General features: G+C 53.8%; 19 protein-coding genes. 10 read left to right on the top strand and 9 right to left on the bottom strand.

Annotated elements, in window-relative coordinates; all coding sequences use genetic code 11:
• Window positions 1-36: 36 nt before the first annotated feature.
• Genes OGX89_RS23160 through OGX89_RS23145 form a run of 4 tightly spaced genes read left to right on the top strand, consistent with a single transcriptional unit; the run spans window position 37 to window position 4944 of the window.
• Window positions 37-1170 (top strand): amidohydrolase/deacetylase family metallohydrolase, encoded by a 1134-nt coding sequence (locus tag OGX89_RS23160; RefSeq protein ID WP_126957078.1) that lies wholly within the window; start codon window positions 37-39, stop codon window positions 1168-1170.
• Complete coding sequence (locus OGX89_RS23155) at window positions 1154-2272, top strand: DgaE family pyridoxal phosphate-dependent ammonia lyase (protein ID WP_126957080.1); 1119 nt, start codon at window positions 1154-1156, stop codon at window positions 2270-2272. The genes OGX89_RS23160 and OGX89_RS23155 overlap by 17 nt, the downstream gene beginning before the upstream one ends.
• Window positions 2269-3009, top strand: coding sequence for a 2-dehydro-3-deoxy-phosphogluconate aldolase (gene dagF, locus OGX89_RS23150; protein ID WP_126957082.1), 741 nt, complete (start codon window positions 2269-2271; stop codon window positions 3007-3009). Before OGX89_RS23155 ends, dagF begins: the two co-directional genes overlap by 4 nt.
• Window positions 3010-3030: 21 nt before the next feature.
• Window positions 3031-4944 (top strand): BglG family transcription antiterminator, encoded by a 1914-nt coding sequence (locus tag OGX89_RS23145; RefSeq protein WP_126957084.1) that lies wholly within the window; start codon window positions 3031-3033, stop codon window positions 4942-4944.
• Window positions 4945-4977: 33 nt separating this feature from the next.
• On the opposite strand, the gene nrdG is transcribed toward OGX89_RS23145, so the two are convergent.
• The 5 genes from nrdG to treR form a co-directional block, all read right to left on the bottom strand.
• Window positions 4978-5442, bottom strand: a complete 465-nt coding sequence (nrdG, locus tag OGX89_RS23140) for an anaerobic ribonucleoside-triphosphate reductase-activating protein (protein WP_003830365.1) — start codon at window positions 5440-5442, stop codon at window positions 4978-4980.
• A 120-nt stretch (window positions 5443-5562) separates the two neighbouring features.
• Entirely contained in the window at window positions 5563-7701 is a 2139-nt protein-coding gene (nrdD, locus tag OGX89_RS23135) for an anaerobic ribonucleoside-triphosphate reductase (protein WP_003830363.1), read from the bottom strand.
• A 408-nt stretch (window positions 7702-8109) separates the two neighbouring features.
• Window positions 8110-9762 carry an alpha,alpha-phosphotrehalase gene (gene treC, locus OGX89_RS23130; protein ID WP_126957086.1) on the bottom strand — a complete coding sequence of 551 codons (1653 nt, stop codon included), beginning with the start codon at window positions 9760-9762 and terminating at the stop codon, window positions 8110-8112.
• Between the two features lie 49 nt (window positions 9763-9811).
• A complete protein-coding gene (gene treB, locus OGX89_RS23125) occupies window positions 9812-11230 on the bottom strand; it encodes a PTS trehalose transporter subunit IIBC (protein WP_048215055.1) in 1419 nt (472 codons plus the stop codon).
• Window positions 11231-11387: 157 nt separating this feature from the next.
• Complete coding sequence (gene treR / locus OGX89_RS23120; RefSeq protein ID WP_003830358.1) at window positions 11388-12335, bottom strand: trehalose operon repressor TreR; 948 nt, start codon at window positions 12333-12335, stop codon at window positions 11388-11390.
• Between the two features lie 11 nt (window positions 12336-12346).
• Between treR and mgtL the strand changes: the two genes are divergently transcribed.
• The 5 genes from mgtL (at window position 12347) to OGX89_RS23100 (ending at window position 18675) form a co-directional block, all read left to right on the top strand.
• Complete coding sequence (mgtL, locus tag OGX89_RS23805; RefSeq protein ID WP_122973918.1) at window positions 12347-12580, top strand: mgtA regulatory leader peptide MgtL; 234 nt, start codon at window positions 12347-12349, stop codon at window positions 12578-12580.
• Between the two features lie 144 nt (window positions 12581-12724).
• Window positions 12725-15433, top strand: coding sequence for a magnesium-translocating P-type ATPase (gene mgtA / locus OGX89_RS23115; protein ID WP_126957088.1), 2709 nt, complete (start codon window positions 12725-12727; stop codon window positions 15431-15433).
• Between the two features lie 375 nt (window positions 15434-15808).
• The gene (locus OGX89_RS23110; protein ID WP_003830354.1) at window positions 15809-16786 is read left to right on the top strand and encodes a TRAP transporter substrate-binding protein; all 978 of its coding nucleotides are present in this window, start codon (window positions 15809-15811) and stop codon (window positions 16784-16786) included.
• 62 nt (window positions 16787-16848) lie between these two features.
• Window positions 16849-17358, top strand: coding sequence for a TRAP transporter small permease (locus OGX89_RS23105; RefSeq protein WP_003830352.1), 510 nt, complete (start codon window positions 16849-16851; stop codon window positions 17356-17358).
• 30 nt (window positions 17359-17388) lie between these two features.
• Window positions 17389-18675 (top strand): TRAP transporter large permease, encoded by a 1287-nt coding sequence (locus OGX89_RS23100; RefSeq protein WP_003830349.1) that lies wholly within the window; start codon window positions 17389-17391, stop codon window positions 18673-18675.
• A 91-nt stretch (window positions 18676-18766) separates the two neighbouring features.
• Here the strand turns inward: OGX89_RS23100 and ridA are convergent, their stop codons facing one another.
• The 4 genes from ridA to pyrL form a co-directional block, all read right to left on the bottom strand.
• Window positions 18767-19153 carry a 2-iminobutanoate/2-iminopropanoate deaminase gene (ridA, locus tag OGX89_RS23095; protein ID WP_000047544.1) on the bottom strand — a complete coding sequence of 129 codons (387 nt, stop codon included), beginning with the start codon at window positions 19151-19153 and terminating at the stop codon, window positions 18767-18769.
• 76 nt (window positions 19154-19229) lie between these two features.
• Window positions 19230-19691, bottom strand: coding sequence for an aspartate carbamoyltransferase regulatory subunit (gene pyrI, locus OGX89_RS23090; protein ID WP_003025816.1), 462 nt, complete (start codon window positions 19689-19691; stop codon window positions 19230-19232).
• A 13-nt stretch (window positions 19692-19704) separates the two neighbouring features.
• Entirely contained in the window at window positions 19705-20640 is a 936-nt protein-coding gene (gene pyrB / locus OGX89_RS23085; protein ID WP_003025818.1) for an aspartate carbamoyltransferase, read from the bottom strand.
• Window positions 20641-20676: 36 nt separating this feature from the next.
• On the bottom strand, window positions 20677-20778 hold the full coding sequence (pyrL, locus tag OGX89_RS23080; protein ID WP_003025819.1) for a pyr operon leader peptide: 102 nt from the start codon (window positions 20776-20778) through the stop codon (window positions 20677-20679).
• A gap of 238 nt (window positions 20779-21016) precedes the next feature.
• On the opposite strand from pyrL, the gene OGX89_RS23075 reads away from it, so the two are divergent.
• Window positions 21017-21469, top strand: a complete 453-nt coding sequence (locus OGX89_RS23075; protein WP_126957090.1) for a YhcH/YjgK/YiaL family protein — start codon at window positions 21017-21019, stop codon at window positions 21467-21469.
• The last annotated feature ends 91 nt before the right edge of the window (window positions 21470-21560 follow it).

The raw sequence follows: 21560 nt of genomic DNA, 5'->3' as shown, positions 1-21560 counted from the left end.
CCTACACGACCGCCCCCATTTCAACAGGAGAGAGACATGTTTGATTTACTCCTGCGCCGTGCGCGCCTCGTTGACGATACGGTGAGCGATATTGCGCTCAAAGACGGCAAGATCGCGGCGTTGGGTGACGTTGATGGTCCGGCGCTGAAAACCATCGAGCTGGGCGGTGAGTGCTACGTCAGCGCAGGCTGGATTGACTCCCACGTTCATTGCTACCCGAAATCCCCGATTTATCACGACCAGCCGGATAGCGTCGGTATTGCGACCGGCGTCACTACCGTGGTGGATGCGGGCAGCACCGGGGCGGATGACATCGACGATTTTTACACCCTGACCCGGGAAGCTGCGACCAAAGTGTACGCGTTGCTGAATATCTCCCGCGTGGGGCTTATCGCCCAGAACGAGCTGGCCAACATGGCCAATATTGACGCTGATGCGGTGCGAGAGGCGGTGAAACGCTACCCTGATTTTATCGTCGGTCTGAAGGCACGTATGAGCAGCAGCGTAGTCGGTGAAAATGGCATCACGCCGCTGGATCGCGCCAAAGCGATGCAAGCACAGAACGGCGACCTGCCGCTGATGGTGCATATCGGCAACAACCCGCCGAATCTCGATGATATCGCTGAGCGCCTGAGCGCGGGTGACATTATTACCCACTGTTACAACGGTAAGCCGAATCGCATTCTGACGCCGCAAGGCGAGCTGCGGGCGTCAGTGACGCGGGCGATTTCACGTGGCGTGCGTCTGGACGTTGGGCATGGCACCGCCAGCCTGAGCTTTGCGGTGGCAAAACGCGCGATCGGCCTGGGCATTTTGCCGCACACCATCAGCTCCGATATTTATTGCCGCAACCGTATCAGCGGCCCGGTACATTCCCTGGCGAATGTGATGTCGAAATTCCTCGCCATTGGGATGTCGCTTCCGCAGGTCATTGAATGCGTTACCGCCAATGCCGCCGATGGTCTGCGCCTGAAACAGAAGGGGCGGCTGCAGGTCGGTCTGGATGCCGATTTAACCCTCTTTACGCTTAAGCGCCAGCCAACCGTGCTGGTAGATGCAGAAAACGACAGCCTGCAGGCTGAACAACTGCTGGTGCCGCTTGCCGCAATACGTGCGGGCAAGGGCTATATGACCGAACAAGGGAGCGCGGAATATGCCTTCGATTTTTGAGAAATACGATTTAAAACAGGTGATTAATACCTCCGGCCGCATGACGGCGCTTGGCGTCTCCACGCCGCGACCAGAAGTGGTTGAAGCCGCGATGGCGGGGATGAACCAATATTTCGAGATGAAAGACCTGGTCAATAAAACAGGCGACTACATCGCGAAATTACTGGAAGTGGAAGGGGCAACGGTTGTCTCTTGCGCCTCGGCCGGGATCGCCCTGTCGGTGGCTGGCGTATTGGTTAAAGATAGCGACTGGCTGCTGGAGAACCTGCACGTCACGCCCATTGAAAACAACGAAATCGTGCTGCCCAGAGGTCACAACGTCAACTTTGGCGCTCCGGTAGGCACCATGGTGGCGCTTGGCGGCGGCAAGTTAGTGGAAGCCGGTTATGCCAACGAATGTTCCGCGGCGCAGCTGGCGGCGGCCATTACACCGCGTACGGCGGCCATTCTGTATATCAAATCTCACCATTGCGTCCAGAAAAGTATGCTCAGCGTGGAGCAGGCCGCGGTGGTGGCGCGTACGCATAATCTGCCGCTGATCATGGACGCGGCGGCGGAAGAGGATTTGCAGTGCTATTACCGGGTTGGTGCAGATCTGGTGATTTATAGTGGCGCCAAGGCGATAGAAGGACCAACCAGCGGTCTGGTGATAGGTAAAACCCAGTACGTTGAGTGGGTGAAGCGCCAGACGGCGGGAATTGGCCGGGCGATGAAGGTGGGCAAAGAGGGAATTCTTGGACTGACCTGCGCCATCGAACTGTATCTGAACGCGCAGAAAGAGAGCGGCGCGGAGATGGTCGAGAAAATGACGCCGTTCATTAATGCCTTGAACCAGCTTAACGGCGTGAGCGCCCGCGTGGTGTGGGATAGTGCAGGGCGCGACATCGCCCGCACGGAAATTAAGTTTGATGAAGCGGTAACCGGGATCGCCACGGGGGAACTGGTCGACGCGCTGAAACAGGGGGAGTACGCGATTTACTTCCGTGGTTACAAAGCCAATGAAGGCATTATCGAAGCCGATGTGCGCAGTGTCGATCGCGCGCAGCTGGAGATTGTGGCCCGTCGAATTGGTGAAGTAATTTCGCAGGAGAAAAACGCATGAAACTGACCCCTAACTTTTATCGCGACCGCGTCTGCCTGAACGTGCTGGCAGGCTCCAAAGAAAATGCCCGAGATATTTATGCGGCGGCGGAAGGACACGTGCTGGTTGGCGTATTGTCAAAAAATTACCCGGATGTCGCAAGCGCGGTAGCGGATATGCGTGAATACGCGACCCTTATCGACAATGCGCTCTCCGTGGGGCTGGGGGCGGGCGATCCTAACCAGTCGGCGATGGTCAGTGAAATCTCCCGTCAGGTGCAGCCACAACATGTCAATCAGGTCTTCACCGGCGTGGCTACCAGTCGCGCGCTGCTGGGCCAGCAGGAGACAGTGGTCAACGGACTGGTCTCGCCAACCGGCACGCCGGGCAGGGTGAAAATCTCCACTGGTCCGCTAAGCAGCCAGACGCCGGACGGTATTGTGCCGGTAGAAACCGCGATTGCGCTGCTCAAAGACATGGGCGGTAGCTCAATTAAATACTTCCCGATGGGCGGCCTGCAATGCCGTGACGAGTACATTGCGGTCGCGCAGGCCTGCGCCCGTCATGACTTCTGGCTGGAGCCAACCGGCGGTATCGATCTGGATAATTTCACTGAAATCCTGCAAATTGCCCTCGATGCCGGAGTGAGTAAAATCATTCCTCACATCTATAGTTCGATTATTGATAAGGTGACTGGTAACACTCGTCCGGACGACGTACGCCAGCTGATGGCGATGACCCGGGCCTGCGTAGGCTAACTGACTGATGAGGAAACTGACGTGCGATTCCCCAACCAACGTTTAGCACAGCTGTTTGACATGTTGCAAAACGAAGCGCTTCCGCAGGACGAGCTGGCGCAGCGGTTGTCGGTTTCCACACGCACCGTACGGGCGGATATCACCGCGCTAAACGCGCTGCTCACCCAGTACGGCGCACAGTTTGTCCTCAGCCGGGGTAATGGTTATCAGCTCAAAATTGACGACCCGGCAAGCTTTCACACCCTGCAAACGCAGCAGCCCAATACGTTGCTGCGCATCCCACGCACCAGCCAGGAACGGATACACTGGCTGGTGGTGCGTTTTCTGACATCGGCTTTCTCGCTGAAGCTGGAAGATTTGGCTGATGAATGGTTTATCAGCCGCGCGACGCTGCAAAACGATATGGCTGAGGTGCGCGAGCATCTGCAACGTTATCATCTGACGCTGGAAACGCGTCCCCGTCACGGCATGAAGCTGTTCGGCAGCGAAATGGCGATCCGCGCCTGTTTGACCGATCTGCTGTGGACGCTGGCGCAGCAGGATCCGCAGCATCCGTTAGTGACGCAAGAAGCGCTGAATGCGGGGCTCCCTGAACAGTTGCAACCCGTTTTGCAGGACATTTTTGCCCGTTTCCATATTCGTCTGACCGATGAGGGCGAGCTGTTTTTACGCTTGTACTGCGCGGTGGCGGTACGGCGGATTAGCGAAGGATATCCACTCCCGGATTTTGCCGCAGAAGAGGCCGATCAATCGGTGTGCCTGGCCACGCGGGAAATCGCGGCGGTATTGCACCGCCTGGCAGACAAACCGCTTTCCGTTTCCGAAGAAAACTGGCTACAGGTGCATATTGCTGCCCGCCAGGTACAAGAGATCGCGCCCAGTGCTATCAATGCGGATGATGATGAAGCGTTGGTCAATTACATCCTGCGTTTTATCAACAGCCAGTACAACTACAACCTGTTGAATGACAAACAGTTACATGCTGACCTGCTGACGCATATTAAGACGATGATCACCCGGGTGCGTTACCAGATAATGATCCCCAATCCGCTGCTGGAAAATATTAAACAGCACTACCCCATGGCGTGGGACATGACGCTGGCCGCCGTCTCGGGATGGGGAAAATATACGCCGTACACCATCAGTGAAAATGAGATTGGCTTCCTTGTGCTGCATATTGGCGTCGGGCTGGAGCGTAGTTACAACATCGGTTACCAGAGACAGCCGAAGGTTCTGCTGGTATGCGATGCCGGAAATGCGATGGCGCGGATGATTGAAGCGGTACTGGCGCGTAAGTATCCGCAGATAGAGATCGTCGATACCGTAACGCTTCGCGACTACGAACAGCGGGAAAGCATCAGCGAAGATTTTGTCATCTCTACCGCGCGGATTGCTGAAAAAGATAAACCGGTGGTGATGATTGCGCCGTTCCCTACCGATTATCAACTGGAACAAATTGGCAAACTGGTGCTGGTCGACAGAACCCGTCCGTGGATGTTGAACAAATTCTTCGATGCCGCCCATTTTCGTGTGATCGACGAGCCAATGGATCAACAAACGTTGTTCAAAACCTTATGCCGTCAGTTGCAGGATGAAGGTTTTGTCGACGCGGAGTTTCTTGATTCGGTGGTGGAACGTGAGGCCATCGTCAGCACCATGCTGGGTGACAGCATTGCCTTGCCGCACGCCCTCGGTCTGCTGGCCAAGAAAACGGTGGTCTACACCATCCTCGCCCCGCAGGGTATCGCCTGGGGCGATGAAACGGCCCACGTGATCTTCTTGCTCGCCATCAGCAAGAGTGAATATGAAGAGGCGATGGCTATCTACGATATCTTCGTCACCTTCCTGCGCGAACGCGCGATGACGCGGCTCTGCGCGTGCCGTAATTTCACCGAGTTCAAAGCGGTTGCCATGGAGTGTGTGAGCCGTTTTTGAGAGGCGGAAAACAGAATATTTACCGCCTGGAAATTAACGCAAATGATGTACAACCTGGTTGCTGCTGCCGCGCCAGATCAGTGCCGGGTCTTTAAGATCCTGCACAAATTTACCATCGACCAGCACGTTGATGAGATCCACCACCTGCATTTGTGCGGCGTTGAGTTCATCAAGCTTGTAGCCGGTCCACACCCAGATATCTTTCCCCGGACACTCAGCGTGAATACGCTGTACCAGTTGCAGGATATCCGGCACGTTTTGCGGATGCAGCGGATCGCCGCCGGACAGCGAAATACCCTGGTGAGGGATTCGCGTGTCGTTCAGATCGGCAATGATCTTGTCTTCCATCTCTTTGGTAAACGGCTGGCCGGAATTGAGTCGCCAGGTGCTTTTGTTATAGCAGCCAGGGCATTCATGCACGCATCCCGACACAAACAGGGTGCAGCGAGTGCCGGGGCCGTTAACGATATCGACGGGATAGTATTGATGGTAGCGCATAGCGGGTGTCCAGAAAGCATGTAGGCCGGATAAGGTGCTTGCACCGCATCCGGCAACATTGTGATGCCTGATGACGACGCGATTGCGTCTTATCAGGCCTACGGCCTTTGCAAACGGAAATTAACCTATCTGCCCATTACCTAAATGCTTAACGCGGCGCTTCACTTCTTCCTGCTTACCGGCGTTAAACGGACGAGCGTCCGGGCTGCCTAAATAACCGCATACGCGGCGGGTGACCGACACGCGTGCGGCGTCGTGGTTACCACATTTCGGGCAGGTAAAGCCTTTGCTGGTGCACTCGAACTCACCGGTAAAGCCGCACTCGTAGCATTCATCGATTGGCGTGTTGGTCCCGTAATACGGCACGTGCTGATAGCTGTAATCCCAGACGTCTTCCAGTGCTTTCAGGTTGTGCTGAATGTTCGGGTACTCGCCGTAGCAAATGAAGCCTCCGTTCGCCAGCGGCGGGTACGGCGCTTCAAAATCGATCTTGTCGTACGGGTTAACCTTTTTCTCCACGTCGAGGTGGAAGCTGTTGGTGTAGTAACCTTTGTCGGTAACACCCGGCACCACGCCAAACTCGGCGGTATCCAGACGGCAGAAACGATCGCACAGGTTTTCACTTGGCGTACTGTACAGACTAAAGCCGTAGCCGGTTTCGTCTTTCCACTGATCGACCGCCTGACGCAGACGTTCCACAATGGCGATAGCTTTAGCGCGAAGCTGCTCGCTGTCGTACAAGTGTTTGTCGCCAAACAGCGCGTTGATGGTTTCGTGAATGCCGATGTAACCCAGAGAAATCGACGCGCGGCCGTTTTTAAAGATTTCAGACACGTCATCGTCTGCTTTCAGACGCACGCCGCAGGCCCCTTCCATATACAGGATCGGTGCAACGCGGGCCTTCACGCCTTCCAGACGCGCAATGCGGGTCATCAGCGCTTTACGCGCCAGGATCAGACGGTCGTCGAGCAGTTTCCAGAAGGTGGCTTCATCGCCATGAGCTTCCAGCGCGATACGCGGCAGGTTAAGGCTGATAACGCCGAGGTTGTTACGGCCATCGTGGACCTGTTCGCCGTTCTCGTTTTCCCATACGCCCAGGAAACTGCGGCAGCCCATCGGCGTTTTGAACGAGCCGGTCACTTTAACCACCTGATCGTAGTTCAGGATGTCCGGATACATACGCTTGCTCGCGCACTCCAGCGCCAGCTGCTTGATGTCATAGTTCGGATCGCCAAACTTGTGGTTCAGACCGTCACGAATCGCAAACACCAGTTTCGGGAACACGGCGGTTTTACGATTTTTACCCAGGCCGGCAATGCGGTTACGCAGAATGGACTGCTGGATCAAACGCGATTCCCAGCTGGTTCCCAGGCCGAAACCGAAGGTAACGAACGGCGTCTGACCGTTGGCGGTATGCAGGGTATTCACTTCATACTCAAGGGACTGGAATGCGTCGTAGCACTCTTTCTCGGTACGGGAATGCGCATAACCGTCGGCATCTGGGATCTGCCACTCTTCAGCGGTTTTGCGATGCTTATTAAAGCTCTCGGTCACGAACGGTGCGAGAACTTCGTCAATACGGTTAATGGTGGTACCGCCATAAATATGGCTGGCAACCTGCGCGATAATTTGCGCGGTGACGGCCGTCGCGGTGGAGATGGATTTTGGCGGCTCAATCTCCGCGTTACCCATCTTAAAGCCCTGCGTCAGCATACCTTTCAGGTCGATCAGCATGCAGTTAAACATTGGGAAGAACGGAGAGTAGTCGAGATCGTGATAGTGAATATCACCACGCTCGTGCGCCTGGACGACATCACGCGGCAGCAGGTGTTGACGCGCATAGTGTTTGGCGACGATACCGGCCAGCAGATCGCGCTGGGTCGGGATCACTTTGCTGTCTTTGTTGGCGTTTTCGTTCAGCAGAGCAGAGTTGGTTTGCTCAACCAGACCACGAATTTCCTGGTTCAGACGGCCACGTTTTTCACGCTGTATATCACGGTCGTGGCGATATTCGATGTACGCACGGGCGAGTTGTTTGTACGGACCAGACATCAGCTGGTTTTCTACCGCTGTCTGGATCTCGTTGATATCGACCTGGCTGCGCTCATTCATCTGGCTACTAACGACTTCTGCGACGGTGGCACAGTAATCTGCGTCATCGACTCCCGCTGCTTTAGCTGCACGCAGAATGGCTTCTTTGATGCGCTCTGATTTAAACGGCACTTTACAGCCATCTCGTTTCATCACATGCGGTGTCATGATCACTCCATATTTATAAGAACAGGTTATCCACAGAGGTTGGAGAAGCGGCCATGGCTTTATTCATCTATCTGGCCAATGACTTCCCGCAATCCTGACCCACTTTATCCACAATTCCACCGTTAAACGGTGCACTGTAGTTGTAGCAATTGTAGTCGATTAATACAACATATTGGGTCGGCGTGCATTTTAAGTTCTATATGTAGTGATTTGCATCAAGGATGTTTACGATTTATTTGATGTAGCGCAAAGTAAAAATCGGAGCGTACAGATGACGGGCAGTACAGCGATTGTAAATTGTGGGCAGAAAATTCTGATTAATTATTCAACAAAAACAGGAAGCTAAGCTAAGCGTATATAGCAACGCCCGGTAGCGCTATGCGTACCGGGCCTGAACATAATTGCAAGCTATTTTTGCAACCACCAGACGGCCTCAAAAGGACGCAGTGTCATGTCCCCAGGTTGGCTGGCAACCTCGGCATAGTTGTGCATCAGCACCTGCCAGTTTCCGTCGGTCTGGACTGGCTGCCAGCTCTGGAAGGTATCGCTCAGATTGGCAATGACCAGCAGCCGCTGCCCTTGCCACTCTCGTTGATAGCACCACAGATGCGGGCTGTCCGGTAGCAGATCCTGGTAGTCGCCCCAGGTGATAACCGGCTCCGCTTTGCGCAATGCGATCAGCTTCTGATAGGTGTAGAACACCGAGTCAGTATCGTTCAGTGCAGCCGCCACGTTGATGTCTGCCGCGTTGTCACACAGATTGATCCACGGCTCGCCGCAGGTGAAGCCCGCGTGTTTGCTGGCATCCCATTGCATCGGCGTGCGGCTGTTATCGCGTGATTTACTGGCGAGGATCGCCAGCAGCTCTTGCGCATCGCGTCCCTGGCCGTTCAGGGCGGCAAACATGTTATGGCTTTCCACATCGCGATAATCGGTAATCTGGCGGAAGTGCGGGTTGGTCATACCGATCTCTTCACCCTGGTAGATATAGGGGGTGCCCTGCATGCCATGCAGCACCATCGCCAGCATTTTGGCCGACGGAACGCGGTATTTACCTTCATCGCCAAAACGCGACACGATGCGCGGCTGATCGTGGTTACACCAGAACAGCGCGTTCCATGCCTGATTGTGCATGCCCTGCTGCCAGTGGCGGAACAGGGTTTTTAGCGCGACATAATTGGGTTTTGCTAACGTCCACTTCTCACCGTTGGGGTAATCCACTTTCAGGTGGTGGAAGTTAAAGGTCATCGACAGTTCGCTACCATCTTGTGCGGCGTACTGCTGGCAATGTTCCAACGTGGTGGATGACATTTCGCCGACCGTCATCAGGTTGCGTGGGGTAAAAACATCGCGGTTCATCTCACGCAAAAATTCATGCGCGCGTGGGCCGTCGGTATAAAAACGCCGTCCATCGCCGTCGGGATCGTTCGGGAAGTCCTGGTCTTTAGAGATAAGATTCACCACGTCGAGGCGCAGTCCGTCCACGCCGCGATCGGCCCAGAACTCGCAGACTTTTTTTAGCTCGGCGCGGACCGCCGGGTTTTCCCAATTCAGGTCGGCTTGCTCCGGAGCAAAGAGGTGCAAATAGTACTGCTCGCTTTCGGCGTGCCAGTCCCAGGCGTTGCCGCCAAACTTGGAACGCCAGTTATTCGGCGGGCAGTCTGGCGTGCCGTCGCGCCAGAGATAAAACTGACGATACGGGCTGTCTTTATCCAGCGCTTCACGAAACCAGGCGTGCTGGGTTGAGGTGTGGTTAAACACCATGTCGAGAATAATACGGATGCCGCGTGCTTTCGCCTGTACCACCAGTTCGTCAAAGTCTTCCAGCGTGCCGTAGGCCGGATCGACAGACGTGTAGTCTGCGACGTCGTAACCGTTATCAACCTGCGGCGAAATATAGAACGGCGTCAGCCAGATGGCATCAACGCCCAGCTTTTGCAGATAGTCGAGGCGCTGCGTCACGCCGCGTAAATCTCCGGTGCCGCTGCCGGTGGTGTCCTGAAAACTCTTGGGGTAAACCTGATAGATAACGCCGTTTTGCCACCAGTGGGGAATATTCATGGTTGTTTCCTGGAAATACGCTGGGGCGCAACTGCGCCCCGAAGAAAAGTTAGACAATCTGTAATGTGCCCAGACGGTGTTTACGCTGGTAAACGAATGAGGTCAGTACCATTGGGATGACAATCGCAATGACCATCGCCATGCCAAAGACCTGCCAGTAAGTCGGCTGGATGGAGAGGATGCCCGGCAAACCGCCGACGCCAATCCCGTTCGCCAGCACACCGTTCAGGCCGCACAGCAGTCCGGCGAGACCGGAACCGATCATCGCGCACAGCATCGGGAAGCGGTATTTCAGGTTGATCCCATACATCGCTGGTTCGGTTACCCCGAGATAAGCGGAGATCGCGGCAGGAACGGAAATTTCACGTTCGTTGTGTTTGCGACTGGAGATAATGATCCCGACCACCGCAGAGGCCTGAGCGATATTCGACAGGGCGATCAGTGGCCATACCGGCGTGCCGCCCATGCTCTGAATCATCTGCATATCGATAGCCAGCGTGGTCTGATGCACACCGGTGATCACCAGCGGGGCGTACAGGAAACCGAACAGCGCCGCGCCGATCGGGGCAAAGCTGCCGGTCAGCAGATGACGGACCGCAAACGCGACACCGTCGCCAATCATGCGGCCAAATGGACCGATAAAGGCGTGCGCAAGGAATACCGCAAGGATCAGCGAGCACACCGGGACGATCACCAGATACAGGTAATCCGGGACGATGCGCTTCATGCGTGTTTCAATAAACCCGAGCGCCAGCCCGGCCAACAGTGCCGGAATGACCTGCGCCTGGTAGCCCACTTTCTCAATGCTGAACAGGCCGAAGTTCCACACGTCCGGCACCTGCTGACCGAGCAAATAGGCGTTCATCAGTTGCGGAGAAACCAGGGTCACGCCCAGCACAATACCGAGGATCGGCGTACCGCCCATTTTCTTCACCGCCGACCAACAAATCCCGACCGGCAAATAGAAGAAGATCGCTTCGCCAATCAGCCACAGGAAGTCATAGAGGGTTTTCAGCGAAGGATGCATCTGCGCCAGCGTCTGCCCGTTACTCATGGGCAGATCGCCGATCACGTTACGGAAACCTAAGATCAGGCCGCCGCTAATCAGCGCTGGCAGCAGCGGGAAGAAGATCTCCGCGAAGTGAGAAATCAGCTGCTCGTGCCACTTCATGTTCTGCCGCGCCGCTTTCTTTGCCTGCTCTTTGTCGGCACTGGCTTGTCCGGTGGTCGCCAACAGCGCTTTGTAGTAATCGCCCACCTCGGTGCCAATTACCACCTGAAATTGCCCGGCGTTGGTGAAGCAGCCTTTGACCATTGGCAACAATTCGATCTCTTTCGGTCTGGCGTTTGCAGGCTGATTCAGCACAAAACGCAGGCGAGTAATGCAGTGACTCACCGTAGCGATATTGTCGCGCCCGCCAACCAGCTCAATCAGCCGGTCGATGTCTGCTTGTTTTATTTTGCTCATGATGGTGTGTGTTCCCCGTAGACCGGAAAAGACGCTGTTGCGTCGTCATTCGGCAACTCTCTCGTTGTTGACGCCAGAGTATATCTTCGATGAATTTTTAAAAATGGGAACGTTCCCGAAACGCAGCGAAGATCACAAATTAATGCTCAGAAAGCGATCAGGAGAGGGTGGAAGGAATAACGATTTGTCGTGGTTCGCTACGGCCGTTGATCTGTTCGATCAGCTGCGAGGCCGCTTGTCGCCCGGCTTCGGCGTATCCTGGATCGACGGTGATAATTTCCGGATGGAGGAATTTCATCAGCGGCGTGCTGCCCACGCTTGCCAACTGCAGGTTCTCTATTCGCTGCTCCTGCAAGTATTTGCTGACGCCAAGGGCAAGGGTATCCGTCGCACAGACTAAGGCGGTGGTTTCCGGGGTGATGACGTTGGCGGCCTGTTCATAGCCCTGCTTCATGGCCAGACCAGGTAGCGCTGCCACAGGATGCAGTTTATGTTTTTTACAGAATGCCAGGTAGGCCTCATGGCGGCGTTTACCAGTGGTCACATCGCTATGCGGAACACCAAGAAAGCTAATATGGCGATGCTCGCGTTCGTATAAACGCTGCATCAGGGTACGAATGGCACCCTCATCGTCATAGCAGACGGAGGCAAAGCCTTTTGCATCTCTTGCCAGCAGCACCAGAGAATCCTGCCAGGAGGCGAGCATGGTTTCAGTAATGCCGGTAAAACCGAACAGCACCACGCCATCAATGTTACGGCGTCTGAGCATGCCGAGATGTTCTTCAACCAGCTCGGGCGAGAACTGGCTTTCCATCATGATCGGATCGTAGCCCTGTTCATAAAAGGCGGGCAACATGGTCTGCACGGCGAGATTTTCCGAAAGCGAGTCCAGACGCGTGACGATAATCGCCACCACCTTGTCGCTTTGTCCGCGCATGGCGCGTGCGGAGCGGGAAGGGGAAAAACCGTGCTGATTCATCACCGCCTCAACGCGTTCGCGGGTGCGTTCACTCACGCCGCTTTCATTGTTGAGCACACGGGAAACGGTTGATTTTCCCACACCGCTTAAGCGGGCGATGTCTTTAATGGTCAGCCGATTTTGCATCCTGTTTTCCCATGTTGCGTGTGAAGTTATGCCAAATAGAGAATAACTTTACTCAAGCGCAGTGCAATGGGCAAAGTCTGGTATATGTTTGGTTTAGTTTCCATGGTTTATCATACCGCCATAATTGCCACAAACCTTATGGTTTTCTGCGTATAATCCGCAGCGCAAATCATTCACTTACCGGAGGCTATATGGATCCCGATCCCACCCCTCTCCCGAGATGGAGAAACAACCCTTTCCGGTAAGCTTGTCTTTCACTGTCTTACCGGAACTGTAAGACAGTGACGTTCTGACGTCCCTGTTGTGATTTTAATATTGCCACCAGGCAAGGCTTTGCCACGCCTGAAGGATTTACTGCGCCTGTTTATACTGGTGCAGAGGGACTGCCTATGTTCAAAAATATAACCCGCCAGCTGTTTGCCCGGCTAAACCGCCATTTACCGCATCGTCTGGTGCATCGTGATCCATTGCCGAATGCTCAGACCGTTGCCAGCACGCCGATCCCGCCATCGCTGAGCGAACATTGCCTGAAAATGGCGCTGATGGACGAAGAAGCGCTGTGGAAAACGTTCGGCGCTCATCCGGAAGGCTTAAACGCCACAGAAGTCGAAAACGCCCGTGAAATACATGGCGAGAACCAGTTGCCGGCGCAGAAGCCGTCGCCCTGGTGGGTGCATCTGTGGGTCTGCTATCGCAACCCGTTTAATATACTGCTGACCATTCTCGGGGCGATTTCCTATGCCACCGAAGATCTGTTTGCCGCTGGGGTCATCGCCCTGATGGTCGTCATCTCTACGCTGCTGAATTTTGTGCAAGAGGCGCGTTCCACCAAAGCGGCTGATGCGCTGAAAGCGATGGTCAGCAACACCGCCACGGTGCTGCGCGTTATCAACGAGAAAGGGGAGAACGGCTGGGTTGAACTGCCGATCGACCAGTTGGTTCCCGGCGATGTCATCAAGCTGGCGGCAGGGGATATGATCCCAGCCGATTTGCGCGTGGTGCAGGCTCGTGACCTGTTCGTGGCCCAGGCTTCGCTGACCGGTGAATCGCTGCCGGTGGAGAAAGTGGCAACCAGTCGCGATCCGCAGCAAAGCAACCCGCTGGAATGCGATACCCTGTGCTTTATGGGCACCAACGTAGTGAGCGGCACGGCGCAGGCCATTGTGATTTCAACCGGCGCCAATACCTGGTTCGGGCAACTGGCAGGCCGCGTCAGCGAGCAGGAAAGCGAGCAGAATGCCTTCCAGAAAGGGATCAGCCGCGTCAGCATGCTGCTGATCCGCTTTATGCTGGTGATGGCGCCCATCGTGCTTATCATCAACGGCTACACTAAAGGCGACTGGTGGGAAGCGGCGCTGTTTGCCCTGTCTGTGGCGGTGGGACTGACACCGGAAATGCTGCCGATGATCGTCACCTCAACGCTGGCGCGTGGGGCGGTGAAGCTGTCAAAACAAAAGGTTATCGTTAAACACCTCGACGCTATCCAGAACTTTGGCGCGATGGATATCCTGTGCACCGATAAAACCGGCACCCTGACTCAGGATAAAATTGTACTTGAGAATCATACGGATATCTCTGGAAAGCCCAGCGAACATGTCCTGCATTCTGCGTGGCTGAACAGCCATTATCAGACCGGGCTGAAGAATCTGCTGGATACGGCGGTGCTGGAAGGCGTGGACGAAGAATCAGCCCGCCAGCTCTCGACTCGCTGGCAGAAAATCGATGAGATCCCGTTTGATTTTGAACGTCGCCGCATGTCGGTAGTGGTGGCAGAAGAAACCGATGTACACCAACTGGTCTGTAAAGGGGCGCTACAGGAGATCCTTAACGTCTGTACCCAGGTGCGTCACAACGGTGAGATAGTCCCGTTAGATGACAACATGCTGCGTCGGGTGAAACGCGTCACGGACACGCTGAACCGCCAGGGGCTGCGCGTGGTGGCGGTGGCGACGAAATACCTGCCAGCGCGTGAAGGTGATTATCAGCGTATTGATGAATCAGATCTGATCCTCGAAGGCTATATTGCGTTCCTCGATCCGCCGAAAGAGACCACCGCACCTGCGCTTAAAGCGCTGAAAGCCAGCGGTATTACGGTGAAAATCCTCACTGGCGATAGCGAATTGGTGGCGGCGAAAGTGTGTCATGAAGTGGGCCTGGATGCGGGTGATGTGGTTATCGGTAGCAGCATTGAAGGGTTAAGCGATGATGAGCTGGCTCGGCTTGCTCAGCGCACCACGCTGTTTGCCCGTCTGACGCCAATGCACAAAGAGCGCATTGTCACGCTGCTCAAGCGCGAAGGCCATGTGGTCGGCTTTATGGGCGATGGTATAAACGATGCCCCGGCGCTGCGCGCGGCGGACATTGGTATCTCCGTTGACGGCGCGGTAGATATTGCACGTGAAGCGGCGGATATCATTCTGCTGGAAAAGAGCCTGATGGTGCTGGAAGAAGGGGTGATCGAAGGACGCCGTACCTTCTCTAACATGCTGAAGTACATCAAAATGACGGCCAGTTCTAACTTCGGTAACGTGTTTAGCGTGCTGGTGGCGAGCGCCTTCTTACCGTTCCTGCCGATGTTACCGCTGCACTTACTGATTCAGAACCTGCTGTACGATGTATCCCAGGTAGCGATTCCGTTTGATAACGTCGACGAAGAGCAGATCAAAAAGCCGCAGCGCTGGAATCCCAGCGAATTGGGCCGCTTTATGATCTTCTTTGGACCGATCAGCTCGATCTTCGACATTCTGACCTTTTGCCTGATGTGGTTCGTCTTCCATGCCAATACGCCTGAACATCAGACGTTGTTCCAGTCTGGCTGGTTCGTGGTGGGCCTGCTGTCGCAAACGTTGATTGTGCATATGATCCGTACCCGTCGCGTGCCCTTCATCCAGAGCCGCGCCGCATGGCCGCTGATGCTGATGACGCTGGTGGTAATGGTGGTGGGCATTGCATTACCGTTCTCGCCGCTGGCCAGCTACCTGCAATTGCAGGCGCTGCCGCTGAGCTACTTCCCATGGCTGATTGCGATTCTGGCGGGTTACATGACATTAACCCAGCTTGTGAAAGGTTTTTATAGCCGTCGCTACGGCTGGCAGTAATCCTCAACGTCTCTGCAGGATGGTGTTAATACCATCCTGCATTTCTCTTTTTCATTCGAAAGATATTCTCCCAAAATATTAGTGTTTTATTTTTATTGAAATGCTAACGGGTGTTATTAGTATCAAATCGCCTTCTTTGCGTTGTTTTTGTATCAATAAAACGATCTGCATTGCAAAAATGAAACAGTGTGCTAAAAATTTTAAGCATCTGCGATTTTTTGTGAACGCAGTCATCGAAATAAATTGTTACACCAGTTAGTCTGCGCAGGTAACGTCGTTAAGAAAGTTTCTCGCTGCCCGTTTTTAATTCCGGCAGTCATTTGCTCTGCAAGCTATTCCTGTTAATGGATATTATGAACTTCTGGAGAAGGACAAATGAAACTGACAAAAAACCTGTTAAGTCTGTGTATTGGCGCGTCTGTATTCCTGGCGAGTCATGCAACGCTGGCACAAACTTTTCGCGCCGCAGATGTGCATCCGGCTGATTACCCGAACGTTGTTGCTGTCAAACATATGGGGGAAAAACTTAGCGCTGCGACCGACGGCCGTCTGGAGATTAAAACCTTTCCAGGTGGCGTGTTAGGCGATGAAAAACAGATGATTGAACAGGCGCAATTAGGCGCTATCGATATTATTCGTGTCTCAATGACGCCTGTTGCCGCCATTCTCCCTGAAATTAACGTGTTTACCCTGCCATATATTTTCCGCGATGAGGACCATCTGCATAAGGTTCTCGATGGCATGATCGGTCAGGAAATTGGCGACCGTCTGACGGCCAATACCAAATCGCGGCTGGTGTTTCTCGGTTGGATGGATGCCGGCACGCGTAACCTGATCACCAAAAATCCGGTGGTGAAACCGGAAGATTTACACGGTATGAAAATCCGCGTTCAAGGAAGTCCGATAGCGCTGGATACCCTGAAAGCGATGGGCGCTAACTCCGTTGTCATGGGCGTCAGTGAAGTATTTAGCGGCATGCAGACCGGCGTTATTGATGGCACGGAAAATAACCCGCCAACGTTTGTTGCGCATAACTATTTGCCGGTCGTGAAAAACTATACCTGGAGTAAACACTTTATTATTCCTGAGCTTTTTCTGTTTTCGAAAGCTAAATGGGATAAGTTGAAAAAAGAAGATCAGGATCTCATTATTAAACTCGCCAAGGAAGCACAGATAGAGCAACGAAAACTTTGGCATGATTATAATGCGAAATCACTGGAGACCATGAAAGCCAACGGCGTTCAGTTCCACGATATTGATACGGACTATTTCTATAAAGCCACGCAGTCAGTGCGGGATAATTACGGTAAAGACCACCAGGATTTGATCAAACGTATTCAGGATGTGAAGTAATTCATCAGGTGGAGGATATCAACCCTCCGCCTGAATCTTTTGATTAATTCGAGGTGATAATTATGGGTGAATGCTATTCATCGGTAATGGATTTTCTTTATCGGGTGTCAATGTGGATTGCCGGTATCGCATTATTGGTCATGGTCGCCATTATCCCCATTGGCATATTCGCGCGTTATATTCTGAATAACGCCCTGTCATGGCCTGAACCCGTCGCTATTCTCTGTATGGTGACATTCACCTTTATTGGCGCGGCGGTGAGCTATCGTGCAGGCTCGCATATCGCGGTGAGCATGGTGACTGACCGTCTGGGGGATGCTTCCCGCCGTTATTGCTCGGTAATCGCAGACGTTATGTTGGTGGCGATAAGCCTGTTTATCCTCTGGTACGGAACCAATCTCTGTCTTGAACTGTGGGACCAGCCCGTGGCGGAATTCCCGCTTTTAAGCGCCGGGCAAAACTATCTTCCGTTGCCAATTGGCTCTGCCATAACGCTGCTGTTTATCGCAGAAAAGATTTTCCGTGGACCGCAGTACCAACGTCCCGTTGTCATGCTGGGATCGACCAGCTAGTTACCGCCCCCATTTCAGAAAGGAAAGCAGATGGATGCATTTATTCTCGTCTTTACGCTCGGCATTATGCTGGCGATTGGGGTACCGGTAGCGTACGCAGTTGGCATTAGCGCCATCATTGGGGCCTGGTACATAGATATTCCGCTGGAAGCGGTAATGATCCAACTGACCAGTGGGGTGAATAAGTTTTCGCTGCTGGCGATCCCATTCTTTATTCTGGCCGGGGCTATTATGGCCGAAGGGGGAATTGCGCGGCGACTGGTGAACTTTGCCTATATTTTTGTTGGTTTTATCCGCGGCGGACTGTCGCTGGTAAATATTGTGGCATCAACCTTTTTTGGCGCTATTTCCGGATCGTCCGTGGCGGATACCGCGTCCATCGGTTCGGTAATGATCCCGGAGATGGATAAAAAAGGTTATCCGCGTGACTTTGCCGCAGCGGTAACGGCCAGCGGTTCGGTGCAGGCGATTCTTACGCCGCCCAGCCATAACTCGGTTATCTACTCGCTGGCAACTGGTGGCACGGTGTCGATTGCCGCGCTGTTCATCGCCGGGATCCTGCCGGGGCTGCTGTTAAGCCTCAGCCTGATGGTGATGTGTGTGGCGTTCGCGCACAAGCGCGGTTATCCAAAAGGAGAACGTGTACCGTTTCGCCAGGCGCTGAAGATTTTCGTCGATACGCTGTGGGGCCTGATGACCGTTGTGATCATCATGGGCGGTATCCTGTCAGGTATCTTTACCGCAACGGAGTCTGCGGCAATTGCCTGCCTGTGGGCCTTCTTTGTCACCATGTTTATCTATCGTGACTATAAATGGTCTGAGCTGCCGAAGCTGATGTTCCGCACGGTGAAAACGGTCACTATCGTCATGATCCTGATAGGCTTTGCCGCTGCGTTCGGTGCCGTCATGACCTATATGCAGTTGCCGATGCGTATCACTGAAGCCTTCACCAGCATCTCGGACAACAAATACGTCATCCTGATGTGTATTAACATCATGCTGCTGCTGATCGGTACGCTGATGGATATGGCACCGCTGATCCTCATTCTGACGCCGGTTCTGCTGCCGGTGACCAACGCGCTCGGCATTGATCCGGTTCATTTTGGCATGATCATGCTGGTGAACTTAGGGATCGGCCTGATTACGCCGCCGGTAGGGTCGGTGCTGTTTGTGGCCAGTGCGGTGAGTAAACAGAAAATAGAGCAGGTGGTGAAGGCGATGCTGCCGTTTTACCTCGTGCTATTCCTGGTGCTGATGCTCGTGACGTACATTCCGGCGATTTCGCTGTTCCTGCCGAAACTGTTTGGTGTGATGTGATAAATGCCCGGTGGCGCTTGCGCTTACCGGGCCTGTAAAGGACCCGTGCATTGGCCGGACGAGGCAAAGCCATCATCCGGCACAAGAAGACTTAGCGACGAACAGCGATCGCTTCAATCTCGATTTTCACGTCTTTCGGCAGACGGGCAACTTCTACGCAAGAACGCGCAGGGAAGGTCGCGTTGTGTTCGGTGAAGAATGCTTCGTAGGTCGCGTTTACAGTTGCGAAATCGTTCAGGTCTTTAACGAAAACGGTCGTTTTTACGATGTCGCCCACTTTCAGGCCTGCTGCTTCAACGATAGCTTTTACGTTTTCCAGCGACTGACGTGCCTGAGCGGACACGTCTTCCGCTACGGCACCGGTTTTCGGATCGACCGGGATCTGACCGGAAGTGATTACCATGCTACCCAGGTCAACGCCCTGAACGTATGGGCCGATTGCTGCTGGTGCATTTTCCGTCGCGATAGTCTTGCTCATGATTTCTCCTGAATTACAGCGGTAGTAGAATGTTCCCGCTCATTATAGGGAGCCGGGATCTCATAACCAACCCCAATTAGTTGGCCAGCACCACATAATGCGAAAACTCTTTTTCACAGTATTTGCATTTGAGTGCGATGTCATCAGCGCGCTTTTTCACTGCAAAACTGGAAGATACTGGTTCAGCATGGCTGATACAGTTGCTGTTTGGGCAAACCAGTACGTTGTCGATACGCTCAGGCAGGCTCGGACGTGATTTACCCACCACGTCGTAATCGTCAATGCGGTTTACCGTTGCCTGCGGGGCGTACAGGGAGAGCTGGTTTACCTGCTCATCGGTCAGGAACGTGTTTTCAATTTTAATCAGGTCCTTACGGCCCATCTCGCCTGACGGCAGGTTCAGACCGATGGTGATACGTTGGTCGGTTTCCGTCAGTTTGAACAGCGTCAGCAGCTTAAAACCAACCTGTGCGGGAATATGGTCAATCACGGTGCCACGTTTGATGGCTTCAACCTGCAGTTTGTTATCGTGTGTCATCTCTTTTTCTCCCTTACAGTGCCAGTTCGCTATTCAGTACCAGTGCCAGTAACGCCTGGCGGGCGAAGATGCCGTTGCCAGCCTGCTGGAAATACCAGGCGTGTGGCGTCTTGTCGACGTCGGTGGTGATCTCATCGATACGCGGCAGCGGATGCAGTACCTTCATGTTTGCTCTGGCGCCGTTCAGATCGCTGGCGCGCAGAACAAACTGCGCTTTCACGTTGGCGTATTCGGACGGGTCCAGACGCTCTTTTTGTACGCGGGTCATGTAGAGGATATCGACCTCCGCCATCACCTCTTCAATAGTGCCGTGCAGGCTCCAGGCGATACCTTTTTCATTCAACATATCCAGAATATATTGCGGCATGGCCAACGCGTCCGGGGCGATGAAGTAGAAACGGTTACCTTCAAACTTCGCCAGCGCCTGGGTCAGGGAATGGACGGTGCGGCCATATTTCAGGTCACCCACCATGGCGATGTGAAGATTGTCCAGGCGACCCTGAGTTTCCTGAATGGTGAACAGATCCAGCAGCGTTTGGGTGGGATGTTGGTTGGAGCCGTCGCCTGCGTTCAGTACCGGAACGTTACCGGAGAACTCCGTAGCCAGACGCGCGGCGCCTTCCTGCGGATGGCGCATTACGATGGCGTCGACATAGGTGCTGATGACGGAAATGGTATCGGCCAGTGTTTCACCTTTTTTGCCCAGAGAGGTGTTGCTGCTGTCAGAGAAACCCACCACGCTGGCGCCCAGGCGGTGCATGGAGGTTTCAAAGGATAAACGGGTGCGGGTTGAGGCTTCAAAGAAGCAGCTGGCGATAACCTTATGCTTTAACAGCTCCGGCTGTGGGTTAGCTTTTAATTTCGCCGCCGTTGCGAGGACCAGATTGAGGTCATCGCGGCTGAGGTCGTTTATGGAAATGATGTGTTTTTGATAGAGCGGATTAGCCATGTTTATCTCCTGACGCCTGGGCAAAAAAAAAGCCCCTCAATTGAGGGGCTCGGAATGGGTGATCAACGGAAAGAAAAACGGCAGGCCAGCGTCCTTTTTCAGACGCGGTAAGACAAAATGTCGTACACACTGAACCATACATCCTCCCGGCAAATTGTCCGCGATTATACTCAGCTCCGTTATGGGATCAAGCGAAAAATGCACAAATTATTCATCGCAAACGATTCTCATGAATATTCATTCACCTTGAATGCCAAACAGTAACAATGAGATAAACATGCGTTGACGCAAAATATCGGCAAATAGCAGTAGTATGGCAGACCATTTTTTCGTATAACAACTAAAATGAAACGATGTTTTAATTAAGGGGTTTGAGATGATTGTCGGCAATATTCACAACCTGGATGCCTGGCTGCCGGAAGAGCTGCGTCAGGCGATTGAACACATTAAAGCGCATGTGACGGATGAGACGGAAAAAGGTAAGCACGACATCGACGGCGATCGTCTGTTTTATCTGATTGCTGAAGATATGACGGAGCCGTTTGCACAGCGCCGCGCCGAGTATCACGCGCGCTATCTGGATATTCAGATCCTGCTCAAAGGTCAGGAAGGCATGACCTTCAGCACGCAGCCTGCGGGCGCGCCGGAAACTGACTGGCTGGCGGATAAAGATATCGCCTTCCTGCCGGAAGGGGGACAGGAGAAAACGGTGGTGCTGAACGAAGGTGATTTCGTGGTGTTTTATCCGGGCGAAGTGCATAAACCGCTGTGCGCGGTCGGTGCTCCAGCGCTGGTACGCAAAGCCGTGGTGAAAATGCGGGTGGCATAAGCGTATTTGCCGGGGGCGGCTTCGCCTTACCCGGCCTACGGGAGCGCGGTTGTAGGCCGGATGGCGATGCTTAGCATCGCCATCCGGCATT

Source organism: Citrobacter sp. Cpo103, assembly GCF_030332605.1.
Lineage (GTDB): Bacteria > Pseudomonadota > Gammaproteobacteria > Enterobacterales > Enterobacteriaceae > Citrobacter > Citrobacter portucalensis.
The sequence above is the reverse complement of the archived record's forward strand: the minus strand, read 5'-3'. Positions and strand labels throughout refer to the sequence as shown.

What these genes read in the sequence shown, in the direction of transcription:
- treR (WP_003830358.1), bottom strand. Translation starts at nt 12,335, where the DNA reads ATGCAAAATCGGCTGACCATTAAAGACATCGCCCGCTTAAGCGGTGTG.
- OGX89_RS23110 (WP_003830354.1), top strand. Translation starts at nt 15,809, where the DNA reads ATGAAACTGACAAAAAACCTGTTAAGTCTGTGTATTGGCGCGTCTGTA.
- pyrB (WP_003025818.1), bottom strand. Translation starts at nt 20,640, where the DNA reads ATGGCTAATCCGCTCTATCAAAAACACATCATTTCCATAAACGACCTC.
- OGX89_RS23105 (WP_003830352.1), top strand. Translation starts at nt 16,849, where the DNA reads ATGGGTGAATGCTATTCATCGGTAATGGATTTTCTTTATCGGGTGTCA.
- dagF (WP_126957082.1), top strand. Translation starts at nt 2,269, where the DNA reads ATGAAACTGACCCCTAACTTTTATCGCGACCGCGTCTGCCTGAACGTG.
- treB (WP_048215055.1), bottom strand. Translation starts at nt 11,230, where the DNA reads ATGAGCAAAATAAAACAAGCAGACATCGACCGGCTGATTGAGCTGGTT.
- mgtA (WP_126957088.1), top strand. Translation starts at nt 12,725, where the DNA reads ATGTTCAAAAATATAACCCGCCAGCTGTTTGCCCGGCTAAACCGCCAT.
- OGX89_RS23100 (WP_003830349.1), top strand. Translation starts at nt 17,389, where the DNA reads ATGGATGCATTTATTCTCGTCTTTACGCTCGGCATTATGCTGGCGATT.
- OGX89_RS23160 (WP_126957078.1), top strand. Translation starts at nt 37, where the DNA reads ATGTTTGATTTACTCCTGCGCCGTGCGCGCCTCGTTGACGATACGGTG.
- OGX89_RS23075 (WP_126957090.1), top strand. Translation starts at nt 21,017, where the DNA reads ATGATTGTCGGCAATATTCACAACCTGGATGCCTGGCTGCCGGAAGAG.
- nrdD (WP_003830363.1), bottom strand. Translation starts at nt 7,701, where the DNA reads ATGACACCGCATGTGATGAAACGAGATGGCTGTAAAGTGCCGTTTAAA.
- pyrL (WP_003025819.1), bottom strand. Translation starts at nt 20,778, where the DNA reads ATGGTTCAGTGTGTACGACATTTTGTCTTACCGCGTCTGAAAAAGGAC.
- ridA (WP_000047544.1), bottom strand. Translation starts at nt 19,153, where the DNA reads ATGAGCAAGACTATCGCGACGGAAAATGCACCAGCAGCAATCGGCCCA.
- treC (WP_126957086.1), bottom strand. Translation starts at nt 9,762, where the DNA reads ATGAATATTCCCCACTGGTGGCAAAACGGCGTTATCTATCAGGTTTAC.
- nrdG (WP_003830365.1), bottom strand. Translation starts at nt 5,442, where the DNA reads ATGCGCTACCATCAATACTATCCCGTCGATATCGTTAACGGCCCCGGC.
- mgtL (WP_122973918.1), top strand. Translation starts at nt 12,347, where the DNA reads ATGTTGCGTGTGAAGTTATGCCAAATAGAGAATAACTTTACTCAAGCG.
- pyrI (WP_003025816.1), bottom strand. Translation starts at nt 19,691, where the DNA reads ATGACACACGATAACAAACTGCAGGTTGAAGCCATCAAACGTGGCACC.
- OGX89_RS23155 (WP_126957080.1), top strand. Translation starts at nt 1,154, where the DNA reads ATGCCTTCGATTTTTGAGAAATACGATTTAAAACAGGTGATTAATACC.